Origin of the sequence: Bacteroides caccae (assembly GCF_002222615.2) — a bacterium.
In the GTDB taxonomy this organism is placed as follows: domain Bacteria; phylum Bacteroidota; class Bacteroidia; order Bacteroidales; family Bacteroidaceae; genus Bacteroides; species Bacteroides caccae.
Genome location: NZ_CP022412.2, coordinates 726,444 through 748,650 on the forward strand (window position 1 = coordinate 726,444; position 22,207 = coordinate 748,650).

The 22,207-nt window shown below is 40.7% G+C and carries 18 protein-coding genes, 1 tRNA gene and 2 pseudogenes; 15 read left to right on the top strand and 6 right to left on the bottom strand.

What is annotated here, in order from left to right; genetic code table 11:
- Position 1 precedes the first annotated feature (1 nt).
- From CGC64_RS02930 to CGC64_RS02935, 3 genes are all read right to left on the bottom strand, one after another.
- The gene (locus CGC64_RS02930) at positions 2–1,432 is read right to left on the bottom strand and encodes an alpha-L-fucosidase (protein ID WP_005676651.1); all 1,431 of its coding nucleotides are present in this window, start codon (positions 1,430–1,432) and stop codon (positions 2–4) included.
- Between the two features lie 64 nt (positions 1,433–1,496).
- Entirely contained in the window at positions 1,497–1,628 is a 132-nt protein-coding gene (locus tag CGC64_RS19225; RefSeq protein WP_005676652.1) for a hypothetical protein, read from the bottom strand.
- Between the two features lie 248 nt (positions 1,629–1,876).
- Positions 1,877–5,911 carry a hybrid sensor histidine kinase/response regulator transcription factor gene (locus CGC64_RS02935; RefSeq protein WP_005676653.1) on the bottom strand — a complete coding sequence of 1,345 codons (4,035 nt, stop codon included), beginning with the start codon at positions 5,909–5,911 and terminating at the stop codon, positions 1,877–1,879.
- 426 nt (positions 5,912–6,337) lie between these two features.
- On the opposite strand from CGC64_RS02935, the gene CGC64_RS02940 reads away from it, so the two are divergent.
- The 3 genes from CGC64_RS02940 (at position 6,338) to CGC64_RS02950 (ending at position 7,768) form a co-directional block, all read left to right on the top strand.
- Complete coding sequence (locus CGC64_RS02940) at positions 6,338–7,111, top strand: class I SAM-dependent methyltransferase (protein WP_005676654.1); 774 nt, start codon at positions 6,338–6,340, stop codon at positions 7,109–7,111.
- A gap of 74 nt (positions 7,112–7,185) precedes the next feature.
- A complete protein-coding gene (locus tag CGC64_RS02945; protein WP_005676655.1) occupies positions 7,186–7,536 on the top strand; it encodes a helix-turn-helix domain-containing protein in 351 nt (116 codons plus the stop codon).
- A gap of 13 nt (positions 7,537–7,549) precedes the next feature.
- The gene (locus CGC64_RS02950) at positions 7,550–7,768 is read left to right on the top strand and encodes a hypothetical protein (RefSeq protein WP_005676656.1); all 219 of its coding nucleotides are present in this window, start codon (positions 7,550–7,552) and stop codon (positions 7,766–7,768) included.
- Positions 7,769–7,783: 15 nt separating this feature from the next.
- On the opposite strand, the gene CGC64_RS02955 is transcribed toward CGC64_RS02950, so the two are convergent.
- Positions 7,784–8,482, bottom strand: coding sequence for an SIR2 family NAD-dependent protein deacylase (locus tag CGC64_RS02955; RefSeq protein WP_005676657.1), 699 nt, complete (start codon positions 8,480–8,482; stop codon positions 7,784–7,786).
- Between the two features lie 368 nt (positions 8,483–8,850).
- Between CGC64_RS02955 and CGC64_RS02960 the strand changes: the two genes are divergently transcribed.
- The 9 genes and pseudogenes from CGC64_RS02960 to CGC64_RS02995 all read left to right on the top strand — a co-directional run bounded on the left by CGC64_RS02960 (position 8,851) and on the right by CGC64_RS02995 (position 14,641).
- Positions 8,851–9,435, top strand: a complete 585-nt coding sequence (locus tag CGC64_RS02960) for an FKBP-type peptidyl-prolyl cis-trans isomerase (protein WP_005676658.1) — start codon at positions 8,851–8,853, stop codon at positions 9,433–9,435.
- 19 nt (positions 9,436–9,454) lie between these two features.
- A complete protein-coding gene (locus CGC64_RS02965; protein WP_005676659.1) occupies positions 9,455–10,339 on the top strand; it encodes an FKBP-type peptidyl-prolyl cis-trans isomerase in 885 nt (294 codons plus the stop codon).
- Positions 10,340–10,495: 156 nt separating this feature from the next.
- The gene (locus CGC64_RS02970; protein ID WP_004302580.1) at positions 10,496–10,960 is read left to right on the top strand and encodes an Lrp/AsnC family transcriptional regulator; all 465 of its coding nucleotides are present in this window, start codon (positions 10,496–10,498) and stop codon (positions 10,958–10,960) included.
- 4 nt (positions 10,961–10,964) lie between these two features.
- The gene (locus CGC64_RS02975; RefSeq protein ID WP_005676661.1) at positions 10,965–11,276 is read left to right on the top strand and encodes a DUF4491 family protein; all 312 of its coding nucleotides are present in this window, start codon (positions 10,965–10,967) and stop codon (positions 11,274–11,276) included.
- Between the two features lie 92 nt (positions 11,277–11,368).
- Positions 11,369–11,442: transfer RNA gene (locus tag CGC64_RS02980), tRNA-Ile, on the top strand.
- 534 nt (positions 11,443–11,976) lie between these two features.
- Positions 11,977–12,234 (top strand): annotated as a pseudogene (locus CGC64_RS02985) (SWIM zinc finger family protein); the annotation flags it as partial.
- Between the two features lie 43 nt (positions 12,235–12,277).
- A pseudogene (locus CGC64_RS19400) lies at positions 12,278–12,403 on the top strand (DUF7825 domain-containing protein); the annotation flags it as partial.
- 212 nt (positions 12,404–12,615) lie between these two features.
- Positions 12,616–13,389: a M15 family metallopeptidase gene (locus tag CGC64_RS02990; protein WP_005676664.1), complete on the top strand. Its 774-nt coding sequence runs from the start codon at positions 12,616–12,618 to the stop codon at positions 13,387–13,389.
- A gap of 61 nt (positions 13,390–13,450) precedes the next feature.
- On the top strand, positions 13,451–14,641 hold the full coding sequence (locus CGC64_RS02995; RefSeq protein ID WP_005676665.1) for a class I SAM-dependent methyltransferase: 1,191 nt from the start codon (positions 13,451–13,453) through the stop codon (positions 14,639–14,641).
- A 69-nt stretch (positions 14,642–14,710) separates the two neighbouring features.
- Here the strand turns inward: CGC64_RS02995 and CGC64_RS03000 are convergent, their stop codons facing one another.
- On the bottom strand, positions 14,711–16,534 hold the full coding sequence (locus tag CGC64_RS03000) for a mechanosensitive ion channel family protein (protein ID WP_005676666.1): 1,824 nt from the start codon (positions 16,532–16,534) through the stop codon (positions 14,711–14,713).
- Between the two features lie 127 nt (positions 16,535–16,661).
- Between CGC64_RS03000 and CGC64_RS03005 the strand changes: the two genes are divergently transcribed.
- A complete protein-coding gene (locus CGC64_RS03005) occupies positions 16,662–17,642 on the top strand; it encodes a calcium/sodium antiporter (RefSeq protein ID WP_005682105.1) in 981 nt (326 codons plus the stop codon).
- A gap of 19 nt (positions 17,643–17,661) precedes the next feature.
- Here the strand turns inward: CGC64_RS03005 and CGC64_RS03010 are convergent, their stop codons facing one another.
- Positions 17,662–19,230, bottom strand: coding sequence for a DUF4832 domain-containing protein (locus CGC64_RS03010; RefSeq protein WP_005676668.1), 1,569 nt, complete (start codon positions 19,228–19,230; stop codon positions 17,662–17,664).
- A 235-nt stretch (positions 19,231–19,465) separates the two neighbouring features.
- On the opposite strand from CGC64_RS03010, the gene CGC64_RS03015 reads away from it, so the two are divergent.
- Both CGC64_RS03015 and CGC64_RS03020 read left to right on the top strand, forming a co-directional pair.
- A complete protein-coding gene (locus CGC64_RS03015; RefSeq protein ID WP_005682103.1) occupies positions 19,466–20,383 on the top strand; it encodes an alkaline phosphatase in 918 nt (305 codons plus the stop codon).
- Positions 20,384–20,700: 317 nt separating this feature from the next.
- A complete protein-coding gene (locus CGC64_RS03020) occupies positions 20,701–22,179 on the top strand; it encodes a glycoside hydrolase family 30 protein (protein ID WP_005676671.1) in 1,479 nt (492 codons plus the stop codon).
- The last annotated feature ends 28 nt before the right edge of the window (positions 22,180–22,207 follow it).

Sequence of the window (22,207 nt, forward strand, 5' to 3'; positions counted from 1 at the left end):
TTTATGTTAAAGCATCCCGATAAATACCTTTTGTTCCTTTAGCTGCACGCACCTTAAGCTGAATAACATAAGGTTCACCCGGATTCTTCTTGGGAACAGATACATTATATTCGTTACGAGCTGTTTCAACAACTTTGATATCTTCGTTAGTATCTAATAAAGAAGCTTTTTCAACTGAAATTCCTTTCGGGGTTTTTACTATCAAACGTTCACTATATGGTTGATTGAATACCACCATATACACTTCACCATTTTTACCGCGTGTGTAATATCCCCAATCCTGCTTGTCGAATCCGGCATAATCACAGGCATAAACGGCCTTTCCATAACGACTCATCCATTTGCCGATAGCAGTCGCCAAAGCTTTTTCTTCCGGACGAAAATCTCCATCTGCTTGAGGACCAAAGTTTACAACCATATTTCCTCCCATAGAAACAGCATGTACAATACGATCAAGTACTTCAATCGGAGTTTTGACATAACTCAATGACCAGTCTTTATGATATCCCCATTGGTTTTCGGGTACAGTCATACAAGCCTCCCAATCCCATTGTGTAACCTTAAGGTCTTTTACTGGATCGGGTAAACGACGTTCGTAACCTGATTCATAATCTCCCATCAAACGACCATTACTATCGAAATGACGTTTTCCTTTATCATCGGCACGCAGACGGCTATTAATAGTAACCCCCGGAAGCATCTCCTTCAGCATTTGTTCCACATGAGCTGTCCACCAACCATTCTTCTTAATACTTGCATCCCATGTACCATCAAACCAGAAATCTTTCACTGTAGGATAACGTGTGGCCAGTTCTTTCAATTGATTGTCTGTAAACTCCAGAAAACGGCTGAACGCAATACTATCTTCTTCAGATTTTATACTGTAACGATAATCCGGATGGCTCCAATCCATCACTGAAAAATAGAAATGTACATCAATACCTTCATCGTTGTAGGCTTTTACCATTTCGCCCAACAAGTCTTTTTTATAAGGAGTATTCGCTACCGTATATTGAGTATATTTACTCGGCCACAAACAGAAACCTTCATGATGCTTCGTTGTTATCTTTACATACTTAGCTCCCATCTCTTTAGCCATTCTTGCCCACTTCTTTGCATCAAATTTGGTAGGATTCCATTGATCCATCAGTTTCAGCCATTCATCAGCAGGTACTTTTGCCCAACTCTTCAACCATTCAGCAGCCCCACCGTACATTTTTCCGTTCCATTCACCCCCAGGAATGGCATACAATCCCCAATGAATAAAGGCTCCCAAACGATTATCCCGGAATTTTTGCATTGCAGGATCCTGTCGCTTCCCCTCATTCGTTGCTCCATATTTTAAAGAGATTTCTTCTTTAATTCCCTGAGCGGAGGTTATCGAACCAATAGTAACTAATAGTAAGAATAATGTTATTAATTTGCTTTTCATGTGATAAGTTATATTATAATGAGTATAATTAGAAGTCTTTGATTGCTTGAAATCTTCTCATATTTCATCGGTCATAGCCGCCACATCTATTACCGTTTTTTTTATAATCAGCCATATTAATTTCTTCTCTTAATGCATTGGTCTGATTTTCAGTAATTATAAAAATTTTATTTCCATATTTTTTTGTGCCCTTCATACTTGTTTAATTAACTTTTTGATTTTATGTACTAAAACTAAATTAAAGCGATGTAAAAGTAGAGGAGAAACACAATACCTATAAATACAAATATTACAAAAAGTAGACGTATGAATCCACATGGAAAAAATGAACACCTAAAATGGAAGATTTGGTCATATTTTAGCCTTTTTCTCCAATTTAATAAGACCTCTTATGTACAATATTAGTGGATGTCATGTATAATTTGATAGTAGATGAAAAACACATTATTCTTTCTTCCTACTTCTTACAGTTTGCGGAGCGACCCCAAAAAATGCTTTGAAAGATTTACTGAAATAACGTGGAGAAGAAAACCCTAACCGTATAGAAATCTCCGAGATATTTAATTCCGGATGGTTCTTCAATAAAGACATTGCCTCATCCAACTTTATTTTTAGAATAAACTCATTCGGAGTCAATCCGGTCATTTGTTTGAATTGCATATATAGTTTACTACGTCCCACACAGAGTTCGGAAGCAAGAGCAGTAACATCAAAAGCAGGATTTTCAAAGTTCTCCTTAATAATATTCACACATTTCGCTAATAATTCCTTATCTCTTTCATTTATAGCTTCTGTCACCGGAGACTCCGTAATGGTCTTACCTGCATAATGTGCTATCAAACGTTTTTTATTTTTAATCAGATTATTACAACGAGCAATCAATACTTTTACATTAAATGGTTTCGTTACATAATCATCTGCACCAAACATTAACCCCTCCACAACATACTCAACAGAAGTCTGAGCCGTTAATAAAACCACAGAAATATGAGAAAGTTCCACATTAGTTTTAATCTTATAACATAATTCTTTACCAGACATTTCAGGCATCATCACATCACTTATAATCAAGTCCGGCTGAATTTGTCGTGCCATTTCCAATCCTTCACGTCCATCATGTGCAATATATACCTTATATATCGGCAAAAACAGATCTTCCAGCATAGACAACAATTCTTCATTATCATCTACCAAAAGAATAATGGGTTTATCTTCTTCCTTAATATTCTCTTGTACTTTCGTTTTTTCTTCTTCCACATCCATTATTTGTTCAAAGGGAAGCATAGGAACCGCCTCGGAAATAATTACTGACTCTCTACTTTCTACAGTAGCCATTTCTTCATCACTAAAATGACGATTTCCCAAAGGAAGAGATAACGTGAATTTAGTACCTTTTCCCACAGTACTTTCTACATCAATCTTTCCATGATGCATATTCATTATTCCTTTAGCCAATGCCAATCCTATGCCCGTTCCTAATGTGAACGAAGAAGAATTATCTGTTTGATAAAATCTCTCAAAAATCTTTGAAATATGTTCTTCCGGAATGCCGACTCCTGTATCACATACCGACACAATCGCTTGAGAAGCAAGCATTCTTACCTCTACCCTTATACTTCCTTTATTGGGTGTGTATTTAAAAGCATTCGACAATAAATTAAAAATAACTTTCTGTAATTGTTTTGAATCAAACCAGACAGAAATTGTTTCTTCTACATTATCAAAACGATACGTAATCTCTTTTTTTTGTGCATACTCATAGAAACACATATAAATCTGTCGCGTAAATGCGACCAGATTCTGTTCTTCAACCTTAAGTTTCAAATAACCTTGTTCCTGTTTACGAAAATCAAGCAATTCTGATATCAGATTCCGCATATGCCATGCATTTTTATAAATGCGAAGGATACGGTTATAAATAGTTGTGCCCAAATCCATCTGCATCAATACCTCAATCTGTCCAAGAATGAGTGTTAATGGGGTACGGAATTCATGAGAGATATTCGTAAAGAAACGTAATTTTACCTGATTCAGTTCTTCAATCCTCTCTTTTTCCTTTCTTTCAAACTCCAAAGAGGACTTTAAAGCAGCCTGACGAGTTTTGAAACGAATAAATGCAATCATCACCCCTAGCAAACATAGAAGATAGAAAAAATAGGCCCAGACAGTGGCATAAAAAGGAGCAGAAACATGTATATTCAAATGAACTTCCTCATCCAGATTTTCTTTACCAGCCAATGGACGGGCTCTAAGTATATATTCACCAGGAGGTAAATTCGTATAAGTTATTGTTGTACCAGTGGTTTGAGTCCAAGCCTTATCAAATCCTTCTAAACGATACTCAAATAAACGGTTACGATCATTATTATAATTAAAGGATGCAAATTCAACAGTTATATTATTTTGTTTATAGCTTAAATAAATATCCGATGTCTTCGCCAGTATATCAGTCAAAATACCAGACTGGTCATTAGGACAAATTTCTTCATTGAAAATAAACAATTTATCAAAATTCAAAAGATTCTTGGAAGGTAAAGCATATAAAGATTGCTTCTGGAATAAAGCCAAGCCATTAGTACCGCTAATAAAAAGAGTTCCATTCTTATCTAGATACAAAGCAGATCCCTGACTATAAGTCTGATTAAACAGGTGATAGGTATTTTCAACTTCTCCTTTCTCTCTATTAAAAATAGAAAGTCCTTTTCCATGAAGAATAAATAAACGATGATCTTCAACAGATTCACAGATATAATAACAATAATCACTCGGCAGACATTGATTCGAAGTACTGTATGACTTAAATGATTGCTCCCCTTCTTGATATTCATATATACCCGATCCTATCGTACAAAAGAATACACTTCCTCTACTGTCCTCAAAAATATGGACAACTTTAAATCGTCCTATTGAAGAAGGATTATTAGTATCCATTGCATACTCAGTTATTTTTGATGAAGGCAAATCCACGCAAATAACACCTCCATTAACCGATGCCAACCACATACGTTGTCGACTATCAATCAGGAAGGTTTCAAAAGCATATCGTTTATTCAATAGCTTCCGGACATTTACATCATTCGAGAGTGGTGAAAATTTCTCAGTCACCGGATCCATAAAAGCAACCCCTCCCTGTGTTAATAAAGCAAGCCCATCCTTATACTCTTGAATATCGTTCACTATCTCATGCGGTAATGATGTGGGATCACCTACTATATTATGAAGCGTATGTCCTTTATTCGATTTCAAATCCAACACAAATATTCCCCCAAGATGAGCACCAACATATAGCCGTTCATTTTCTTTTCGATAGAATATTGACTTGAGATTATTACTACCCACACTACTCGCATCACCTTTCCGATGTTGATACCGAGTAAATATCCCAGTATCTGCATTATAACAATTCAATCCTCCTCCCTCTGTACAAATCCACAATCTTCCACTACTATCCTCCGCCATCTTTCCAACGACAGGAAAACTCAAACAGTCTTCCTGCAACGGCTCTGCATAGTAAAAATGATTACTAGTCTTACTCGGATTAAAGACATTTACACCTCCATAATAAGTTCCTACCCAAATATTACCTTGCATATCTTTGTGGAGAGATAAAACGGAGTGGTGGCTCAAGGTGTTTGGAGAATCACCATAACGTGTATAATGCTCCCATTTATCAATTGTAGGATCATAACAATCAAGTCCGCGAAAAGTACCTACCCATATATGTTTGAAGTCATCTTCCAATACACATCGAATCTGATTATCCGACAATTCTCCTTTGTCTGAAGAATTTATATAACGTGTCATTTCCCTATTGGCGGAGATTTTATACAAACCGTTCCAGGTACCTACCCATATATTACCCGAACTATCTCCTGAAATACATTGGCTACCTCTGTCGAATGAAGCTAGTATCTTTTGTTGCTTTGGATTTTTGCGCGAAATAGCAACTAAATGATTGGTAGCAACCCATATAAAATCGTTATCGACATATATCATACCTTCCGCACCTACTCCTCCCTGTAATTTCGTGAAAAAAGTCAATTCTGAACTTTCAGCTGTATAATAATAGATACCAGATTTGCAACTAACCCACAACGTATCTTCTTTACAGAAAAGATCTCTTACATCATTCCGAAGTAAACAGGTAAACCGTTCTTTATAAAGTTCAAATTTTATCAAGTCATTACCCGAACGAATATATATTCTTCCTTTTTTATCTCCACACAGTTTATTGATCTCATTATTCGTCAGACCTTCATTTCCCTGCGAAGGACGGAATATTTTTACATCTTTACCATTATATCTGTTTAATCCCTCCGAAGTGCCTAACCATACTGCACCCAACTCATCTTGATAAATTGAAAATATACAAACCTGAGATAATCCGTCAGAAACTCCCAGATGTTTAAAGTAATGGTTTTTAGCCTCCACCATTATAATACACAAAAGGCCCAAGAGAAAGATAAAGCTTCTTTTCATGTAATATATAATTAGATTTCAAGTTACAAAAATACAAATAATACTTAATTATTACTTCAATACATAGCCTTTTTATATCATTTATTCGACTAAGTACTAAAAATACACTTGACGATTCTTGCTAAAATGCACGTTTACAGTATTTTTCTTTATAGAATTTACGGACGTTTATCTCTAAAAAACATATCTTTGCCACGAACTAAAAGAAAAATTGGATGTTTAACTCATTTTCATTCCGTAAGGATTCCGTTCTGTAAATAATCTGTTAGTCTTCCTCTCACTACAGATTATCCCTTATGTTTTCTCTGACATAGTCATGTCAGAGTTATATTCTATTATCTGAATTTTAAAACAATTTGTATAGTCGAATGAGCCGGGCATCATTGTATGCATTCATTTGGCGTACACCTAAAACATTAAAAAACAATGAGTAACGATTTAAAATCAATCCACGATTTCGATTTCACAATGATATGTAATTACTTCAAGTTATTAGAACGCCAAGGTCCCGGAAGTCCCGAAGTCACACAAAAAGCCGTAAGTTTCATCAACGAACTGTCTGAAGAAGCCAAAATCGCCGATATTGGTTGCGGTACAGGCGGACAGACAATGGTATTAGCTAACTATACAAAAGGACAGATTACAGGCATCGACCTTTTCCCCGATTTTATAGAGATCTTCAACAGAAATGCAGCAAATACCCATTGCGAAAACAGAGTAAAAGGCATTGTCGGCTCAATGGACAATCTGCCGTTTCAAAACGAAGAACTCGATCTTATCTGGTCCGAAGGCGCTATCTATAATATAGGATTCGAACGTGGCATGAACGAATGGAACAGATTCCTGAAAAAGGACGGATTCATCGCTGTAACAGAAGCCTCCTGGTTTACCCCGGAACGCCCTGCCGAAATAGAAGACTTCTGGCTCGCCAATTACCCGGAAATTGATACTATCCCGACAAAAATAGCACAAATGGAGAAAGCCGGCTATACACTGACAGCCCATTTCATTTTACCGGAGAACTGTTGGACAGAACATTTCTATGCTCCCCAGTTCCCGGCCCAGGAAGCTTTTTTGAAGGAATACTCGGGAAATGCCGCAGCCGCAGACCTCATTGCCGGGCAACGGCATGAGCAGAGTCTGTATGACAAGTATAAAGAATATTATGGTTATGTATTCTACATAGGACAAAAAAGATAATTGCCAGCTGCCGGAGAAGTTAGCAAAATAGGATAGTTCTCCGGCAATTATTATCCTTTACTTTGCAAAAAGATATGGAAACGAAAGAATTAAATAAGCAAGAATACCTGTTACGGATAAACAAAGTCACCGACTACATCCATAACAACATAGACCAGCCACTACCATTACAGAAAATGGCAGGCATCGCCTGTTTTTCACCTTTCCACTTCCATCGCGTATTTACTATTCTGACAGGAGAAACTCCCACAGATTATATCAAACGCACCCGGATTGAAAAAGCAGCACAATTATTAAAGAGGAACAAGGAACTTTCTGCTACCGAAATTGCCCGTCTATGCGGTTTTAGCAGCCTTTCACTATTAAGCCGCAACTTCAGACAATATTTCAATATGACCATTCGAGAGTTCCGTTCACATCAATAAAACTCTAAAAGACATGGAAAATAAGATTCTGATTTTTCGAACTTCTATCACCAGAAAATGCGACATCAAACGCATCGAGAAACTTCTGGCACAATATCCCCAAATCGACAAATGGAATGTAGACTTTGAGGATTGGGAAAAAATATTAAGAATCGAGTGCAGTGGCATCACCGCACTCGAAATTTCGGAAGTGCTCCGGAATAATCATATTTTTACCTCTGAACTGGAATAAAGACAAGAAAGGGTTTTAAACGCCCAACAACTGTTTCAACTCAGCCACTCCTTCAGAAGCTCCCTTCTGAATCACATGTACCGGACGAGAAGTATGTGTATCCACCGGCTTTGGGTCAATGAGATACACCTCTGCTTCCCGCGGTACATAATGAAGTAATCCCGCTGCAGGATACACGTTAAGCGAAGTGCCGATAATTACAAAAATGTCCGCTTTCTCCACATATTGAATAGCTGTCTCAATTTCGGGGACCGCCTCGCCGAACCAAACTATAAAAGGCCGCAACTGTGTTCCGTCTCCCGCCTTGTCTCCAAGTTTCACCTCGTATTCTTCAGGTTTTAATTCCTTTATATAATGGGGATTATAAGGATCACGACTGGAACATACTTTTGTCAGTTCACCATGCAGATGAATAATATGACTGCTTCCGGCTCTTTCGTGCAAATTATCAATGTTCTGCGTTACCACCGTTACTCTGAAATTCTTTTCCAGCTCCGCCAATAATTCATGCCCGCGATTCGGCGTCACATCCAACAACTGTTTCCGGCGTTCATTATAAAAGTTTATCACCAATGCAGGGTCGCGCTGATAGCCTTCCGGAGTAGCCACTTGCTCCACCGGATACCGGTCCCACAGACCGCCAGCATCACGAAACGTACTGATTCCACTCTCGGCACTCATACCGGCACCCGTCAATATTACCAGATTCTTCATAATCGTTCCTCCTTCTGTTCATTTTAAGATATACAAATGTAATCAGAATCATCGAATAAAAGAAAACTTTTGCACCTAATAATCTAGCTTCGAAAATGCGGGGATTTAAGTTGAAGTAGCCTAAAGACTAGCATCACATATACTATAATCTATACACAAATACTAGAATCAATGAGATTAAATCTCAGGAACAAAAGAATAAATAATCTAAAGAAAAGCAGTTAACTTTCACGGATATAAGAATTTTTAAATACCAAATGCTAAATGATTCAAATAAAACACGTACTTTTGCGATTCATAAATTTGCAATTGATTGAAAGCTAAAACCATGAAGGTGATACATTTCAATCGCCAACAAAAAACATTATATGGATAAATTTAGTTACGCTATTGGCCTTGGAATCGGTCAAAACTTATCAAGTATGGGAATTCAAGGTCTCGCAGTAGATGATTTTGCACAAGCAATCAGAGACGTACTGGAAGGTAATCAAACGGCTATCAGCCACAATGAAGCCCGCGAAATAGTAAACAAATACTTCGAAGAACTGGAAGCTAAAATGAGCGCTGTCGCCATTGAACAAGGAAAGGCTTTCCTCGAAGAAAACAAAAAAAGACCGGGTATTGTTACACTGCCCAGCGGATTGCAATACGAGGTTATCAATGAAGGTACAGGCAAAAAACCGAAAGCGACCGACCAAGTAAGATGCCACTACGAAGGCACGTTGGTAGACGGCACCCTGTTCGACAGTTCTATCCAGCGTGGCGAACCTGCCGTATTCGGCGTTAACCAGGTAATTCCGGGTTGGGTAGAAGCCCTGCAACTGATGTCGGAAGGTGCTAAATGGAAACTGTATATCCCATCGGACCTGGGCTATGGTGCAAGAGGTGCCGGAGAAATGATTCCTCCTCACAGCACACTCGTTTTTGAAGTAGAATTACTTGAAGTATTATAAATAAAAATTTCAAAGCAAAATGAAAAAAATTAGTATTTTTATGGCAATCGCCGCTGCTGCAAGCCTTGCTTCTTGTACAGCTCAAGCTCCTAAAGCAAATCTGAAATCAGACCTCGATTCACTGTCTTATTCTATCGGTATGGCTCAGACTCAAGGTCTGAAAGGCTATCTGACAGGTCGTTTGAACGTTGATACTGCATATATGGCAGAATTCATCAAAGGTTTGAACGACGGTGTAAGCAAAACCAGCAAAAAAGACATTGCTTACATGGCAGGTATTCAAATCGGTCAGCAAATCAGCGGCGAGAACGGTATGATAAAAAACATCAATCAGGAACTGTTTGCCGGTGACTCTACTAAAACTATCAGCAAAGACAACTTCATGGCTGGTTTCATCGCAGGTACGCTGGAAAAAGGTGGCGTAATGTCTATGGAAGCTGCTCAGGCTTATACTCGTACAGCTATGGAAGCTATCAAAACAAAAGCTTTGGAAGAAAAATATGCTGACTACAAAGCTGAAAACGAAAAATTCCTTGCCGACAACAAAGCTAAAGAAGGTGTGAAAACAACTCCGAGCGGTCTGCAATATAAAGTTATCACTGAAGGTAAAGGTGAAATTCCTGCCGACACTTGCAAAGTGAAAGTAAACTACAAAGGTACTTTGATCGATGGTACTGAATTCGATAGCTCTTACAAACGTAACGAACCGGCTACTTTCCGTGCCAACCAAGTTATCAAAGGCTGGACAGAAGCATTGACCATGATGCCCGTAGGTTCTAAATGGGAACTTTATATCCCGCAGGATCTTGCTTATGGCGCAAGAGAATCAGGCGGCCAGATCAAACCGTTCTCTACTTTGATTTTCGAAGTTGAACTGTTGAGTATCGAGAAGGATAAGAAATAATTTTCTGTCTAAATAGAAAAAGGAAAGAGGTGCAAAGTGATTGCCCCTCTTTTTTTTGCTTTTTCCTATTTTTTTTCTCGGAAAAGAAGAATAATTAAAATAAATCTCTATATTTGCTTACTATTTGATAACAACTGGAAATTACAATTTATTATTATGGAAAGAATAGACAACCTCGACAGGCAAATACTAGAGATTATCTCACAGAATGCCCGCATCCCTTTCAAAGACGTAGCAGCCGAATGCGGAGTGTCACGCGCAGCTATTCATCAACGTGTGCAGAGATTGATTGACTTGGGTGTCATCGTAGGCTCAGGCTATCATGTAAATCCGAAATCATTGGGATACAGAACATGTACGTATGTCGGCATCAAACTGGAAAAAGGCTCTATGTACAAATCTGTAGTGGCCGAGTTGCAGAAGATTCCGGAAATCGTAGAATGTCACTTCACCACTGGCCCGTATACCATGCTGACCAAACTTTATGCATGTGACAATGAACACCTAATGGATTTGCTGAATAACAAAATGCAAGAGATACCGGGTGTAGTAGCTACCGAGACATTGATATCTCTAGAGCAAAGCATCAAAAAAGAAATTCCTATCCGAGTAGAAAAGTAAGCCCATGGAATTTCTAAGTGAATATCACCTTGCAGGGTTATTCATCGGAATTTGTACCTTTTTGATTATCGGCCTTTTTCACCCTGTCGTGGTAAAGGCCGAATATTATTGGGGCACAAAATGCTGGTGGATATTCCTGATACTCGGTATTGCCGGTGTAGTTGCCTCATTAAGCATCGAGAACGTCATCATAGCTTCTCTGCTAGGCGTATTTGCCTTCTCCTCTTTCTGGACAATCAAAGAGGTTTTCGAACAGGAAGAAAGAGTAAAAAAAGGCTGGTTCCCCAAGAACCCGAAACGCAAATATAAATTCTGAGAAGAAAAGTCACGTAGTTTTTTATTGAAAGAATTTGCATAATTCAATAGAAAATACTATTTTTGTCACCGCATCCGATAAAAGGATACATCGGACTTGTAGCTCAGTTGGTTAGAGCAACAGACTCATAATCTGGAGGTCCCTGGTTCAAGCCCAGGCTGGTCCACATAAGAAGCCTTGTAAATGTAATGTTTACAAGGCTTCTTTGTTTGTTATATGTCTATTCTTAAATAAAAGCGGCTCAACATAAAAGACGGGCAAGTTTTGGATCAATGTAAAGTTTTAAAGAGTTCTATCTGAGAAAATAAAAATCCCATTCTGATGTCACACTTGACACTCAAAATGGGATAACACAAACAAAACAAACAATATTGGAGCGATTTTCACAAATGGCTCATATGGTATATCTAATAAATTAAATTATGTCATTACGGTATTCAAATCTCGAACAAAGGTATCATTTTACATTTAAATGCAGAATATGATTTAATATTAGTTATAAAGAATAATATTTTTATATATAAAGAATAGTTCAAAATTATAAAGAATTGTAGTTATATTACTTCTACAAACTTCAATTATTCAACTTATAATGTGAAACATACCCTCAGAAGTAATGTAAATCCCGCAACTTCTTTTCTTGCAAGAAATAAATTTCTATATTGGGGCAATAAGCAACCCAATACCTATTTATCCAACTATGGCTGATACCATTTCTTATCAATACGCCGCTCTGTCTGCATTGCAACGCGCTGCCGACCAGGACGAACTATGCCTCGCCAAATACAGTGAAATAGAGAAAAAAGACGCTCCCTGTTTCTTTTGGGGGAAGTTGACGCAACCTTATATGACGGCACGCTGCCTCATCGCTCTGTCCAACGTAATACAATCCAGTTTCAACCTGACTCCCGCCCAACTTTCGATACTGAAAGCCCCAATTGTGACAGCAAGTAACAACCACCAACATCCCCTTTCTGCAAGGGCTGAACCGGGAAGAACGGGAAATCTATGCGGAACTGCTATCGGTCAATAACAGCAAAAGCGAAAGCGGATACATCCTGCACCTGCTTGACGTATGGAAAGGAACAGCCAATCTGAAGAAAGCAGTCGCTAACATCCGGCGATAGGAAGAGCCGCTACAAGCCCCTATTCCTCTACCTTGTGCCACCGGCTTGTCACAGTTGTGCCATCGAAGTGTCACAGTTGTGCCAAGCCGGTGGCACAACTGTGACAGCCCCGTGGCATCACCCGGTCACTCCAACAATCAGGATTTAAAGGTAGCTTATTGGAGCTAAAGCCAAAAAGAAGTATCTTTGACGCACTAAATACAAAAGCCCGAATGAGATTTCTAAAATATAGTTTGCCTGTCCTCTGTCTGCTTCTGGCAGAATGTACTTCCGTTTCCGGTCACAAGGAAAAGGAAAGGCTCACCATGGCAGAATACAAACATCCGTCGGATGATATGCAACCCCGCGAAGAATGTTCCCCTGCCCCTCAACCAAAGAAAAGTGCCATGGCTCTCTACATGGATTCTTTAGGACTGGTCAATATAGCGGAACTGGACAACAGTATCACCGTGAAGTTGATGTACACACAAGCCGACAATTTCACCGGAGAGGTGCTTTACGATGATTTGTCGGAAGCCTATCTGCATCCCGACGCAGCATACGCCCTCGTGAAAGCACAGGAGGCACTGAAACAACTGCATCCTTCCTACAATCTCGTTGTCTACGATGCCGCCCGTCCGATGTCCGTACAAAAAAAGATGTGGAATGTAGTGAAAGGAACACCCAAATACAAATACGTCTCCAACCCGAACCGTGGCGGCGGACTTCACAACTACGGACTGGCGGTAGACATCAACATTCAGGATTCTCTCGGACAACCCTTGCCTATGGGAACCAAGGTAGACCACTTGGGGATAGAAGCCCATATCACACAAGAAAGTGAACTGGTACGAAACGGAAAAATAAGTGAGGCGGAACGGCAGAACCGGATACTGTTGCGGAGAGTAATGAAAGAAGCCGGATTTCGCGCCCTGCCCAGCGAATGGTGGCACTTCAACTTTTGTAGCCGGGATGTAGCAAGGCAGAAATATAAGGTAATACCATAAATAACAAGGCAATATCCGGACATCAGACTTATTTATCCCACTTCCCGAACAATAACGACCTATGACTCCAATCTCTCCCGAAACCCGACAGTTTATCAACGAACATCAATCCGACGATGTACGCAACCTGGCCCTGCAAGCCCGGAAATACCCCGATGTAGACATACCGGCTGCTATCACCCAAATAGCAGGACGACAAATCGCAGCCGAGAAAATCCCCTCCTGGAAAGAGATAGACGATATATGGTATCCGAAACATCTTTCACTGGAGCAATGTTCTTCAGAAATCACCGCCCGTTATAAAGCAAGCCTCCTGCAAGGTGAGTCTCTGGCCGACCTGACCGGAGGATTCGGAATCGACTGCTCTTTCCTTGCCACCGGATTCCGATCGGCTACTTACGTAGAACGTCAGGCAGAACTCTGCGCCATAGCAGCCCACAACTTTCCCGCACTCGACCTCAACCATATAAGTGTCAGAAACGACGACGGAGTAGCCTATCTGGAAGCCATGTCTCCGGTAGACTGTATCTTTCTCGACCCTGCCCGCCGCAATGAGCACGGCGGAAAAACCGTTGCCATTTCCGACTGTGAGCCTAATGTGGCCGAGCTCGAAGGACTCCTGTTGAGCAAAGCCAACCGGATAATGATTAAACTTTCCCCCATGCTCGACCTTTCACAGGCACTGAAAGAATTGCCGCACACACAGGAGGTACATATCATCTCCGTCAATAACGAATGCAAAGAACTCCTGTTGTTACTCGGACAGACAGCACCGGAAGAAATCCCGGTTCACTGCGTAAACCTCTCCACAAAAGGAGAGCAGGAAAAACAACTCTTCGTATTTACCCGCGAACAGGAACAGCACAGCGAGTGCAGCTATACAGACACACTTGGCAATTATCTGTACGAACCCAATGCTTCTCTCCTGAAAGCCGGTGCTTTCCGCAGCATTGCCGCGGCTTACTCCGTCAAGAAGCTGCATCCCAACAGTCATCTCTACACTTCCGAAACGCAGATTGAGGGTTTTCCCGGCAGAACATTCCGCATCATCAACCGGTGCAGCCTCAACAAAAAGGAAATAAAGGAGAATCTGTCAGACCTGAAAAAAGCGAATATCACAGTCCGCAACTTTCCGGCTACGGTGGCAGAACTCCGTAAACGTATCAAGTTAGCGGAAGGGGGAGATACCTACCTCTTTGCCAGCACCTTAAACGATGGACAGAAAATACTGATCCGTTGCGGGAAAGTCTGATTCCTGCCGGATGAGAAAGAAACTTCCTCATTACATCATCTATCAAGAAAGTATCATAGAGTAAAGAAACTATTTTCCTGATTTTTCTCTCAAGTCATCTTTGGGGATTGTCGTCTCGTTTCCATCCCGGACAGCCATATAATGCGGGGACATGATTTCAATGCCCGCCTCATTAAATTTATCTTGAATGTTCTGGTGCAAGTCCGAATAGATTTGAGTCATCTTATCCGCTTCCTTGATATAAGCATTAATCTGATAAACCGGATACCAGTCACTTAAAGATGTTTCCAACACGAACGGACGCGGATCGTCCACCACTCCGGGAGTATTCAATGCCGCATCAATCAATATCTGATTGACTTGCCGCCAAGGGATATCATATCCGATAGATACTTCCGAATGGATAATCAACCCGTATTCACGTGCCGAGGTACTGTAATTCACGGTATGCGAGGACATGATAAATGAGTTGGGAACGGTAACCACCTCATTCTTCGGTGTACGGATACGGGTGACAAGGGGTGTTTTCTCTATAATATCTCCGGTAGTATCATTCAGTTTAATCCGGTCGCCCAACTTAAACGGGCGCATATACGTAATCACCAGCCCGGCAATAATATTACCGATCACCGTACTTGAACCCAACGATACAATCAATCCGACAAATACCGAAATCCCTTGGAATACCCCTGAATCAGAACCCGGCAAATAAGGATAAATCATCGCAATCATAAATGCGTAAAGCAGGAAACGGACGATATGGAAAGTCGGCATTGCCCAATCCGGATAGAAACCGTTGAATTTCAAACGCCCTGCTTCTATCTCACGGGCCAGATAGTGCACCAGTCGTACCAGATACCGCACTGCATACCAGATAATAATGATTGTAAACAACTTGGGAATATAATCAATAATACCCACAAAAATGCCACGAATCGGGTTCCAGATATAACCCAATATACGATAAGCCAGTCCTTCTGTTTGCGGGAAAATAATGAAAATCAGCGGAATAGTAATCAACAACTGCAATCCCATAAGAATATACCGCCCGATGCCCGCCAGAAAGACTAACAAATTAGCTTGTTTTTGGGCATCCAACAATTCATATCCTTGAATGGAAACAGGTCGTATCTTCGTATCTTTCAGACGCAAGATACGTACTTTCAGTTTACGGAAAAGCCAGTTCGTCAGGCGAAACAGGAAGTATTGCCCGACAATCACCAGAATGAAATAAAGCACACGTTTCGCCATTCTCCAAAGCCCGTGTTCGGCTTTCATATCGTGCAGTTTGGTGATAACGTTTTGTTGTCTTTCCTTCGCAAGAGAATCACGGGAAATACCTTCCCACAAAGCATCCTGATCGGTAAGGGAAAGTAACACCTTGTTACCGTACATCAAATCGGAGACAATGTCCGAATGGTCGATCGACACGGAGTCCGGGCGGAGGTTAAAACGTCTTCCCAGTTCTTCAATTGCAGCACCGGTCATTTGCGCACGTTGCTGGGGAGTGTATCCGCCACGTTTGGTAAAAAGATAAAATAAGGTATCTCCGTCGGCTACCACGGGGATTCCTTTGGTAAACTGTCGCAAAGAATCGATACGTTGACGCTGCCGGGCGTACTTCACGGAGTCGACGGCAGCCATTTGCAGTTTCATCTGCTCCATTTCCATACGCATATTCGCCTCGTTGAGCCGGGCTGCTTCGAGGGATTTTTGCAGATTGGCCACATAGACAGAGTCTGAATCCCGGTTCAGAGGTGTGTTGTGCACGGTAGTTACACTATCACCTGCAAATATCTTCTTGACAGCTTCTCCCAACTGTGCCCGTACTCCCGTTGTTCCCAAAAGTACAATGAGCAGTAACACTAAACGTTTCATTTTATTCATTTCCATATCTTATATCCCCTGACAGTGAATTAAGGTTAATCTGTTTTTTCACTAAAACAGAGCAAACATACGGATTGTTTTTGACATATCAATTTTGAAAATGATTATCTTTGCCACCAAAAGAGAAAAAAACATGAATATACTGTTTCTTATCGGAGGATTAATCCTCATTCTTCTAGGAGCTAACGGACTCACGGACGGGGCTGCTTCAGTTGCCAAACGTCTCCGTATCCCCTCCATTGTTATCGGGCTTACTATCGTCGCGTTCGGTACTTCTGCCCCCGAACTCACCGTCAGTGTGTCTTCTGCTCTTAAAGGCAGTGCGGACATTGCCATAGGTAATGTGGTAGGAAGTAATATATTCAATACACTGATGATTGTAGGCTGCACGGCTTTATTCGCTCCGATTGTCATCACCCGGAATACACTCAAAAAAGAGATTCCGCTCTGCATTCTATCTTCTGTCGTCCTGTTGGTTTGCGCCAATGACGTCTTTCTGGATAAAGCACCGGAAAATATCCTGAACAGGGTAGACGGACTGTTATTGCTTTGTTTCTTCGCTATCTTTATGGGATATACATTTGCTATCGCTTCCAAGCCCTCCACAGGGGGACAGGAAGAACATCCCGTACCGGAAGAAGAGAACGAGATAAAATTGCTCCCCTGGTGGAAATCGGTTCTTTATATTATCGGAGGGCTGGCTGCACTAATTTACGGAGGACAATTATTTGTTAACGGGGCTACGGGTATCGCCCGCAATCTGGGCGTCAGCGAGTCAATCATCGGTCTGACACTGGTGGCCGGAGGGACTTCTCTGCCGGAACTTGCCACCTCTATCGTTGCCGCACTAAAGAAGAATCCGGAAATAGCTATCGGAAATGTAATCGGCAGTAACCTCTTCAATATCTTCTTTGTATTGGGATGCAGCGCCAGCATTACTCCCCTCCACCTTAGCGGAATCACCAACTTCGACTTGCTCACACTGGTCGGCTCGTGCATCCTGCTCTGGCTGTTCGGATTGTTCTTCGCCAAACGGACAATCACACGGATAGAAGGAAGCATTATGATACTCTGCTATGTAGCATATACCGTGGTATTGATTTATAATACATAGATAAAAAGTAAACTAACATTTATTTCACCTCGACAATCGTCAATACATTAACGCCATATTTTCCGTCATCGGATATCGCCCAGGTAGTATCCCCATTCGCACAACGGATAGCGTAACGGGAATTATATTTCAGCCTTTCCGAACCGTCCGGTATCCACAGCCCTAACCTATATTTTCCGGGAGCAACCGAATCCGGCAATCTGAGAGACAAATCAACGGAATGCGTCAACGGCGTATATGTAGAATCTTCCGGCTGGAACGGTTGCCAGTCCAACGGATTTGCTTCGGTCGGAAATTCCATGACTTTCCCTTTATCGTCAATCAGTACGAAATAGACCGGATGTTCGCCAAACACAGTAGCAAACCCTCTATTTATCAAACTCAGGTTCAGGAGATTGTCTTTTCCTGCTTCCAACGCTTTCGGCATCCGAAGAGATTGCAGTTCAATCCGATACCCCAAATGATCGCGTATATAATCGAACATATTACGTTCCACCTTCGTACCATCTTTCTTTTGGAAATAACTGTCGGATACAGGCATATGATGCTGATGCAAAGAATCTTCCGTTATCATGGTTTTCTTCCAGACTACCATTGAATATTCAGGAGGATTATTCTCGTCAAACTTATTATTGGGGTGTTGTTCCTTATAATTATGTATCACGCTCAATGAGGTGAAGTGCTGGAGGAACAGACGTCTTGCTGTCTGCAATCCGTCAATAATCCAACCCGCCGAAGGACTGTCGGGATCGGCACCTACACTCCAGAATCCCCAAGGCAACTCGCCATCGACCACCAAATAAGGCGATTCTTTGACAATCTGGTCAAAGTTATCAGTCCCCTCATGCATTTCCGCATCCCAACGATCCGGACGTATCACAATAAAATCATCATGAAACGAAAGCCTCTTATATAACTCCGGCTTATCTTTCAGCAGATTCTTAAACATAGGAAGCCTTACCTGTACCTGCCTTTCTTCGGGAGCCACCGAAAGAAGCTTTTCCAAAATAGCAGTTTTCGTTTCATCCGAGTTCTCCAGTCCTTGAACAGAGCTGTGCCATTCTCCCCAAGCACCCACCATACCGGCCTGTACCACCAGAATCAGGTCTTTATTTTTCTCCAGAAAAGGTTTCAACTGGTCCAGATGTTCCAATATCTGCTCTCCGGTAGGCCCGACCGCCGCTCTCCCCATAAAATCCCGCTCGTAGGCAAAACGTAATACCGCCTTCTTTCCTTGTTTCTGCAATTCATCAAAATACACCTGCATCGTATTAAGATTCTCTTCCGACAGTTTTTCACCTATCAGATAAGTAAGATAGAAATAGCTCTGGGCAAGCGAAACACTATCCGCCACGTATTTGGCAGACAGTTCCAACAGTTCTTTTGTCGGACTGTCTTTTTCTTTTTTCACATCTACCGCCGTCTCCAACCGGAAACCTCGTCCGGGATTATAGATTCCGTTTTCACCGCGCGTATCATCTACACAAATTCCACGAAAATCAAGGACCTGCTGCGAATTGCCGCAACTACTTGCCAGCACAACAAACAAAGCAGCTACCATACTGCCATACATCCAATTCTTCTTCATAGTAATATTTTTGTTTATGCGGGCAAATATATAACATTTCGCAACACCACCACTCTTTACAGCCCATTTCGCGCAGTAAAGTATCAGTTTGAGATAAAAAATGCAAAAGTATTAGTTAATGCTAAGATTGTATTTGTTCCACCAACAGAATAACTCTACCTTTGTCTAATAAAATAATACATGAGAAAACTTAATTCATTAAACCTACAATATTAATTACTTAATGGAAAATATCATGAATAGACAAAACGCTTTTACGCTACTTGCTACATTCGCACTGCTTTTTTGTTTCACATTCTCCTGCAATGCCAAAGGAAAAGACAAAGCCAAACATGTTGTTCTCATCGGACTGGACGGTTGGGGAGCTTACAGCTTGCCTAAAGCAGACATGCCCAATGTCAAGAGACTAATGGAAGACGGAGCTTACACGCTCAAAAAACGCTCGGCACTTCCTTCGTCCAGTGCTATCAACTGGGCATCCATGTTTATGGGAGCCGGTCCCGAACTTCACGGATACACCGAATGGGGATCTAAAACTCCGGAACTTCCGTCACGTGTTTTAAACAAGAATGGAATCTTCCCCACTATCTTCCAATTACTGCGTGATGCCCGTCCGAAAGCAGAGATCGGCTGTCTGTATGAATGGAACGGAATCAAGTATTTAGTAGATACACTTTCTCTAAGTTATCATTATCATGTGGCCGATTACAACAAGACTCCCAAAGAGTTAGGCAATATGGCATCTGCTTACATAAAGGAGAAACATCCGACTCTTGTTGCTATCTGCTATGATAGTCCCGACCATACCGGACACACTGAAGGACATGACACTCCCGCATATTATGAGAAACTCAAGGAGTTGGATACTTATGTCGGCCAGATTGTCCAGGCCGTAAAAGATGCAGGCATCCTTGATGACACTATTTTCATATTGACTTCCGACCATGGAGGCATCAAGAAGGGTCACGGCGGCAAAACAATGCAAGAAATGGAAACAGCTTTCATCATTTCCGGTAAGAATATTAAAAAAGGACTTCGTTTTGATGATGTAAGCATGATGCAATATGATGTAGCTTCTACAATAGCTCACATTTTCAACCTCGAACAACCACAAGTCTGGATAGGTAGACCAATGAAGATTGTTTTCAAATAATCGCTTTGAGATTATATACTGGAAAGGGAAAGGAGAAACTGGAAACAAAACCAGTTTCTCCTTTTATTTTCTCTCTTTTTTAAAAAAATAAACTATATCTTACAATACGACATCTTTACAAAATGAAATTGATTCCTAACACACACGTTTGAAAATCAAGTCATTCTTTGGATTAAATTAAGTCGCTATTTTACTTATCTCTATGTTTTTTGATATAATTGTATCAGCAAATGATAAAATCCTATTTGCTCACAACTCAACAACGCGATACTTTTGCAACAAATTATTCTCTCATTTTACAACTAAAATTCTGAAATATGAAATTATATTATATCCTCGCCTTCGGTACACTATTATGTAGTCAGCTTTGCTCAAGTGCCTCTGCTGCTATGGCCTCAGAAGAGCCGTACAATTCCGGTATCGTCATCAGATGGAAGGATTGCAAACAAAGAATAGACGGATTCGGAATAGCCCAGGCTGGCTGGGCAAAAGAATTGTTCGCCTTCAAAAATAGAGAGCAAGTCATGGACAAAATGTTCGGTAAAGATGGATTGCGCTTGAATATTCTAAGAGGAGAGATATTCCCGCATTATTGGGAGAATGAAACAGACAAGGATTTTAACCTTAACGACGACATCCATATCGAATTGAGCGATTCTGATTTCATCAACAAATCCGATGATTTATTAAGACGAGGACAGTTATGGCTTACGTTAAAAGCTAAAAATAAATACCACATCAGCAAATTAGTATTCTCCACATGGAGTGCTCCTGCTTGGATGAAAAGTAATGGCAAGGTTTCAAATGGTCGGCTCAAAACAGAATGTTATACAGATTTTGCTAATTATCTTGCCGCTTTCTACAACGCTTACAAATCTAAAGGCATTGCACCTTATGCTATATCACCATCCAACGAGCCCGGTTATGCAGCCCCTTGGAACTCTTCCTTATGGACAGCAGACGAAATGGGAAAATTCATCACCTCATATCTCGGTCCAACCTTTCGAAAAGAGAATATTCCTGCCAAAATCATATTTGGAGAAAATCCTTTATGGGCTGTTTATATGCCTCAATTAAAAATGGTTTCATCCAAAGACTTCACTGATACAATTCTTCAGAACTATCCCGAAGCCAAAGATTTCAATCTCATTGCTGCCGGGCATGGCTATAGCTTATCACCCGATATAATGCCAATAAAAGTAGATAAAGAATATCTTAAAACAGCTATTCTACCATTTGAAATGGCAGAAAAAGCCGATATACCGGTATGGATAACAGAAATAAGCGATGTAAATCCACTCGACATCTCCATACATGACGGACTGAAGTGGGCTGTTACTTTTCACAATTATCTTACAAAAGCAAATGTAAACGCAATTATATGGTGGGGAGGAGCCATGCCAACATCCAATAATGAAAGTCTCATTATTTTAGATAAAAACAGAAAAGATTTTCTATTATCTAAAAGATATGATATTTTTGGAAACTTTTCTCGCTACATCCCTGAAGAGAGTACACGGATACAAGTAACCCAGTCTAGCGGCATTCCTCTTTTAATATCTGCATATAAAAAAGACGATGAGTATACTCTTGTAACAATCAATTCATCTAAACAGACAATTCAGACCAGCCTTCGTTTGGATGGAGCAAATATAAATGGCCTATTAAAACAATATATAACCAATGAAGATAACAGTTGGACAGAAATGGCAATTGTACAGGAGAACAAAGAATATTATAACCTTACAATACCGCCATATAGTGTTGTCACATTTGTTGGAAAGGTCCGTTTATAATCCCTCGTTTGTAACACCCGTTAAATAA

What these genes read in the sequence shown, in the direction of transcription:
- CGC64_RS02955 (WP_005676657.1), bottom strand. Translation starts at nt 8,482, where the DNA reads ATGAAGAATCTGGTAATATTGACGGGTGCCGGTATGAGTGCCGAGAGT.
- CGC64_RS02930 (WP_005676651.1), bottom strand. Translation starts at nt 1,432, where the DNA reads ATGAAAAGCAAATTAATAACATTATTCTTACTATTAGTTACTATTGGT.
- CGC64_RS02960 (WP_005676658.1), top strand. Translation starts at nt 8,851, where the DNA reads ATGGATAAATTTAGTTACGCTATTGGCCTTGGAATCGGTCAAAACTTA.
- CGC64_RS02950 (WP_005676656.1), top strand. Translation starts at nt 7,550, where the DNA reads ATGGAAAATAAGATTCTGATTTTTCGAACTTCTATCACCAGAAAATGC.
- CGC64_RS03005 (WP_005682105.1), top strand. Translation starts at nt 16,662, where the DNA reads ATGAATATACTGTTTCTTATCGGAGGATTAATCCTCATTCTTCTAGGA.
- CGC64_RS02995 (WP_005676665.1), top strand. Translation starts at nt 13,451, where the DNA reads ATGACTCCAATCTCTCCCGAAACCCGACAGTTTATCAACGAACATCAA.
- CGC64_RS02975 (WP_005676661.1), top strand. Translation starts at nt 10,965, where the DNA reads ATGGAATTTCTAAGTGAATATCACCTTGCAGGGTTATTCATCGGAATT.
- CGC64_RS03015 (WP_005682103.1), top strand. Translation starts at nt 19,466, where the DNA reads ATGAATAGACAAAACGCTTTTACGCTACTTGCTACATTCGCACTGCTT.
- CGC64_RS02940 (WP_005676654.1), top strand. Translation starts at nt 6,338, where the DNA reads ATGAGTAACGATTTAAAATCAATCCACGATTTCGATTTCACAATGATA.
- CGC64_RS02990 (WP_005676664.1), top strand. Translation starts at nt 12,616, where the DNA reads ATGAGATTTCTAAAATATAGTTTGCCTGTCCTCTGTCTGCTTCTGGCA.
- CGC64_RS19225 (WP_005676652.1), bottom strand. Translation starts at nt 1,628, where the DNA reads ATGAAGGGCACAAAAAAATATGGAAATAAAATTTTTATAATTACTGAA.
- CGC64_RS02935 (WP_005676653.1), bottom strand. Translation starts at nt 5,911, where the DNA reads ATGAAAAGAAGCTTTATCTTTCTCTTGGGCCTTTTGTGTATTATAATG.
- CGC64_RS03010 (WP_005676668.1), bottom strand. Translation starts at nt 19,230, where the DNA reads ATGAAGAAGAATTGGATGTATGGCAGTATGGTAGCTGCTTTGTTTGTT.
- CGC64_RS03000 (WP_005676666.1), bottom strand. Translation starts at nt 16,534, where the DNA reads ATGGAAATGAATAAAATGAAACGTTTAGTGTTACTGCTCATTGTACTT.
- CGC64_RS02965 (WP_005676659.1), top strand. Translation starts at nt 9,455, where the DNA reads ATGAAAAAAATTAGTATTTTTATGGCAATCGCCGCTGCTGCAAGCCTT.
- CGC64_RS02970 (WP_004302580.1), top strand. Translation starts at nt 10,496, where the DNA reads ATGGAAAGAATAGACAACCTCGACAGGCAAATACTAGAGATTATCTCA.
- CGC64_RS03020 (WP_005676671.1), top strand. Translation starts at nt 20,701, where the DNA reads ATGAAATTATATTATATCCTCGCCTTCGGTACACTATTATGTAGTCAG.
- CGC64_RS02945 (WP_005676655.1), top strand. Translation starts at nt 7,186, where the DNA reads ATGGAAACGAAAGAATTAAATAAGCAAGAATACCTGTTACGGATAAAC.